Here is a 4,234-nt window from a genome sequence, read left to right as displayed (position 1 = left end):
CGGATGCCACGCATTTCCCGTCGCTGCAGCACGCGACCTGGGACCGCGGCTGCAAGCTGCTGCACCTGGCGTCCGAACGCACGCTCAAGCCCGCGCTGCCGGCCGCCCAGGCGCAGGCGGCCGCGGAGACCGCGCTGGACCGCGTGCCGCGCGCGATCGACTCGCTCGGCTGCGTGGCCCGCTGGGAGAACGGCGCGGTGCGCGTGCACAGCGTGCTGCCCGGCGACCTTCAGTTGCTGACGCTGCCCGCCGGCGACCCGACCGACCTGTGCACGTCGACGGAAGGCGTGCTGTGCATCGCCCACGGCGGCGGCATCGTGATGCACGACCTGCGCGCGCGCTGGCCCGACACGACGGTCTCGCTCGCGGGCTTTGTTCCCTGGCGCCTGGCCGCCGCGCCGGACGGCGCGGTGTGGGCGCTGGAGCGCAACACCGGCCGCCTCGCGCGGCTGCGCGGCCGGCCGCTGCGCAGTCCTTCGCTGCAACCGGACGACTACGACGCCCGCGTCTTCCGCCCGAGCCCCGAGAACGGCTGCGCACCACGCCTCGAACTGGCCGGTGCGCCGGCCTGGCCTGCCACCGAGCGGGTGCTCGCGCTGGCCTGCGACGGCGAAGGCACGCCGCTGCTGCTGAGCTGGCAGGGCGATGAYGGCACGGCCTGCATCCGCCGCTGGGCGGTGGATGGCCGGGTGCTCGGCGCACCCTCGATCGCGAGCGGCGCCAACTTCGCCTATTCGCTGGCCAGCCTGTCGCCCGGGCGCATCGCGCTGCGCGTGCCGGGGCGCAGCGACGCACCGGCCTTCGACCTGGCGGCGACGGCGACGGACGGCCTGATGGCGGCGCTCGGCGACGTGTACCCGCTGGCCGACGATGCGATCGAGGCGTCATTCGCCAACGGGCCGGGCGAGCTTCCCCACTACCCGATCGCCGGTGGCGGGACCGAACCGCTGCGCGCCTTGTCGCTCAACCAGCTCGCACGGCGCGGCGAGGCGGCCAACCATGCCGACTCGCCCGATGGACTGGTCGCGCATGCAATCGACAGCCGCGACCCGCGCACCGTGTGGCACCGGCTGGTGGCCGAGGCCGCCATCCCCGACCACTGCGGCTTCGTCGTGTGGCTGGCGGCGACCAACGACATGCAGCCGCCGCAGCCCGACGACCGCGTGGCCTGGCAGCCGCATGGTTTCGGCCGCGACATCGTGACCCTCGATGAATCGATGCAGTCGACACACGCCCCGCGCGCCGCCTGGGAGCGCGTGCCCAGCGAACTGCCGCACCACCCGGGCCTGCTCGGCGGCGAGCCCGAGCCGGGCCTGCGCGGCCTGTTCTCCGTGCTGATCCAGGACAGCCGCCAACGGGTGCGCTCGCTGGTCGGCCGCTACCTGTGGGTGCGCATCGTCCTGCACGGCGACGGCCGCAGCGGTCCCGCCATCGCGGCACTGCGTGCCTGGGGCAGCCGGCTCTCGTACGTGGACCGCTACCTGCCGCGCCTCTACCGCGAGAGCCTGTTCGGCGATGCGGCCCGTGTGCCCGGCATGCGCACGGGCCAGATCGAAAGCACCTTCGTTGCGGCCCTCGATGCCGGCGGCACGCCCGGCGGCGCCTTGCGCACGCGGCTCGCCCAGCTGGCGGTACCGCTCGGCGACGCAGCCAGGTTGACCGTCGAACGCAGCGGCCAGGCCTGGCTGCTGCGCGACGGTGGCGCCGCCTGGCGGCTGGCGCTGGAGGCCGACGCGGTCGCGGTCTACCAGCCTCAGGCCACGCCGTCGGACTTCAATGCGCGGCTGGTCGCCAACTTCGAAGGCGTGCTGACGCAGCTCGAGGACCGCGTCGCCGCGGCCCACCTGCTCAGTGATCCCGATGCCACGAGAGAGGAGCAGCTCGAATGGCTCGGCAGCTGGATCGGCGTGGCGTTCGACGGTGCGCTGCCCGCCTCGGCGCGGCGCGCCTGGCTGCGCGCTGCGCCCGACCTCGCGCGATGGCACGGCACGCGCAACGGATTGCGCCTCGCGCTCGACGTGGCCACCGGCGGCTCGGTGCGCTCGGGCGCAATCGTCGTGGTCGAGGACTTCCGCCTGCGCCGCATCCTCGCGACCCTGCTCGGTGTCGACCTGTCCGACGAGAACGACCCGCTGTTGCCCGGCCTCAGCCAGAACGGGAACTCCGTCGTCGGCGACACCTTGTTCGTCGGCGACCAGGAGCGCGTGGAACTGCTGGCGCTGTTCGACGCCTCGGTCGGCAACAACGCCGAGGATGCGGCGGTCCTCGGCTTCTACGAGCGCCTGGCCAACCGCGCGACCGTGCTGGTGCACCGGGAGGTCGAGGCACAGGACCTGGCGCTGATCCGCCGCATCGCGCAGCTCGAATCGCCGGCGCACGTCGAGGTGCGCGTGGCCGTCGCGAGCTGGCCGCTGCTGGTCGGCGTGTCCAGCCTGGTCGGCGTCGACACCTTCCTCGGCCCGCCGCGGCTGCCGCAACCGGCGCGCGTGCAGCGCTCCGCCCTCGGCAACGGCGACCTCGTCATCGGCCAGCCGGTGCTGGACTCGCGGCTGGCGGGCACCGCGCTGCCCGCCCCCTGACATCCCTCCGCTTCTTCAAGGTCATCCACCATGAGCCTCCTCACCGAAGACGCCGATCCGCTGTTCAAGCAGCCTCGCGCCGAACGCCCTGCCTTCGCCACCGGCCTGCTGCTGGATGCGCAGGACTTCACCGACGAGCAGACCTATCACCGCGGCCGGCTGGCGCGCGCCCTGGCATTCCTCGCCGGCGGCGGCACGCTCGCCGGGCTGCGCGTCGAGTACGTGCCGCCGGCCACCGGGCAGGTGGAGGAGATCCGCGTGCAGCCCGGACTCGCGGTCGATCGCCTGGGACGCCTGGTCGAGCTGCTGCGGCCGGCCTGCATCCGGCTCGACGTCTGGTTCACCGCGATGCGCGCCGCCCAGGGCGGCGCCCAGCTCACCGGCGCCGCGTACGGCAACCTGGCCCGCTTCATCTCGCCGCGTTTCGGCACGCCGGCGCCGACGCTGCCCGCCAACGGCGTGGTGGCCGATGTCTACCTGCGCTTCGGTGCATGCCCGGTGGGGCTGTCGTCGAGCTTCGCCACCGGTCCCTTCGATGCGTTGAATGCGGTGTCGACTTCGCGGCTGCGCGATGCATACGAACTTCAACTGGTGCCGCGCGCCGCGCTCGACGACAGCTACAGCGGCCTGCCGCTTCCGCCGGCTGCCGCGGTGCTGGGCAACCCCGCCGGCAGCGCGACCGACCGCCGCAACGCGTTGCAGGACGCCGTGCTCTCGGCCTACGGCGGCACCGGCCACGTCGGCGGAAACGGCGACTTCGGGCGTTCGGCCGAACAACCGACCGGCGTCGACCCGAGCGCGGTCTTCCTGGCGCGCGTGCTGATCCCGGTGACGGTGGCGGCCGGCTCCCCGCCGGTGCGCAGCGCGACCGCCCCGCTGGTCGACAACTTCGGACGCCGCTTTCTGCCGCCGGCCGCGCTGTTTGCGCAATGGGCCGGGGCCTGACCCGCATCGATGGAGCTACTGTCATGGCGATCAACTTCACTCAAGGCTCGGCGCGCAAGCTCGTCGCACAGGCCGAGGCGTCCGAGCTCCGCTCGCGCGGCGTGCTGGTGCAGGACCCGCGGCGCGAACGGCCACGCTACTTCGACGGCCGCTTCCTCGCTGCGCGCGACCTGATTCGCGACCAGCAGTACTTCCTGACACGCGAGGCCGACCTCGGTCGCGCCGCCGGCAGCGGTGTGGCCGGTGGCCTCTACGTGGACCCGGGCAGCACGCAGCAGTCGCTGAAGATCAGCGCCGGACAGGGCATCACGCCGGCCGGCGAACTGGTGCTGCTGCCTGCCGAGGTCAACCTGAACCTGGCCGACATCCCGCAGGCCGAGCAGCTGTCGGTGAGCTTCGGCCTGTCGCGCGTGCCCGCGCCCCCGCTGCGCAGCCGCACCGGGCTGTATATCCTCGCGCTGCGCCCGGTGGAGTTCACCGGCAACCCGATCGGCGCCTACCCCACCTCGCTGACCGGTGCGCGCACGGTGGAGGACGGTGACGTGCTGGAGGCCGCCGCCATCGTGCTGATCCCCTACCAGGACGACGGTGCGGCCGACGACCTTCTGGCGCGCCGCGGCCGTGCGGCGCGCACCATCTTCACGCTGCAGCAGCGCGACACGCTGTCGGTCAACGTGCTGCCGCTGGCCATGCTCGCCCTGCAGTCGAAC

General features: G+C 73.3%; 2 protein-coding genes and 1 pseudogene. All 3 read left to right on the top strand.

What is annotated here, in order from left to right; translation table 11 throughout:
- Window positions 1–2,579: phage tail protein (locus tag AC1D15_RS20110; RefSeq protein ID WP_477827360.1), on the top strand; the 2,579-nt coding region annotated here is incomplete at its 5' end.
- A 30-nt stretch (window positions 2,580–2,609) separates the two neighbouring features.
- On the top strand, window positions 2,610–3,524 hold the full coding sequence (locus AC1D15_RS20105) for a hypothetical protein (protein WP_465113533.1): 915 nt from the start codon (window positions 2,610–2,612) through the stop codon (window positions 3,522–3,524).
- 23 nt (window positions 3,525–3,547) lie between these two features.
- Window positions 3,548–4,234: pseudogene (locus tag AC1D15_RS20100) on the top strand (hypothetical protein); the annotation flags it as partial.

It is taken from the genome of Rhizobacter sp. P2_H2, assembly GCF_056403375.1.
Note: the sequence above shows the minus strand (reverse complement) of the source record. Positions and strands in the feature narration are given on the sequence as shown.

Coding starts and splice junctions, on each gene's coding strand:
- AC1D15_RS20105 (WP_465113533.1), top strand. CDS start 2,610: ATGAGCCTCCTCACCGAAGACGCCGATCCGCTGTTCAAGCAGCCTCGC.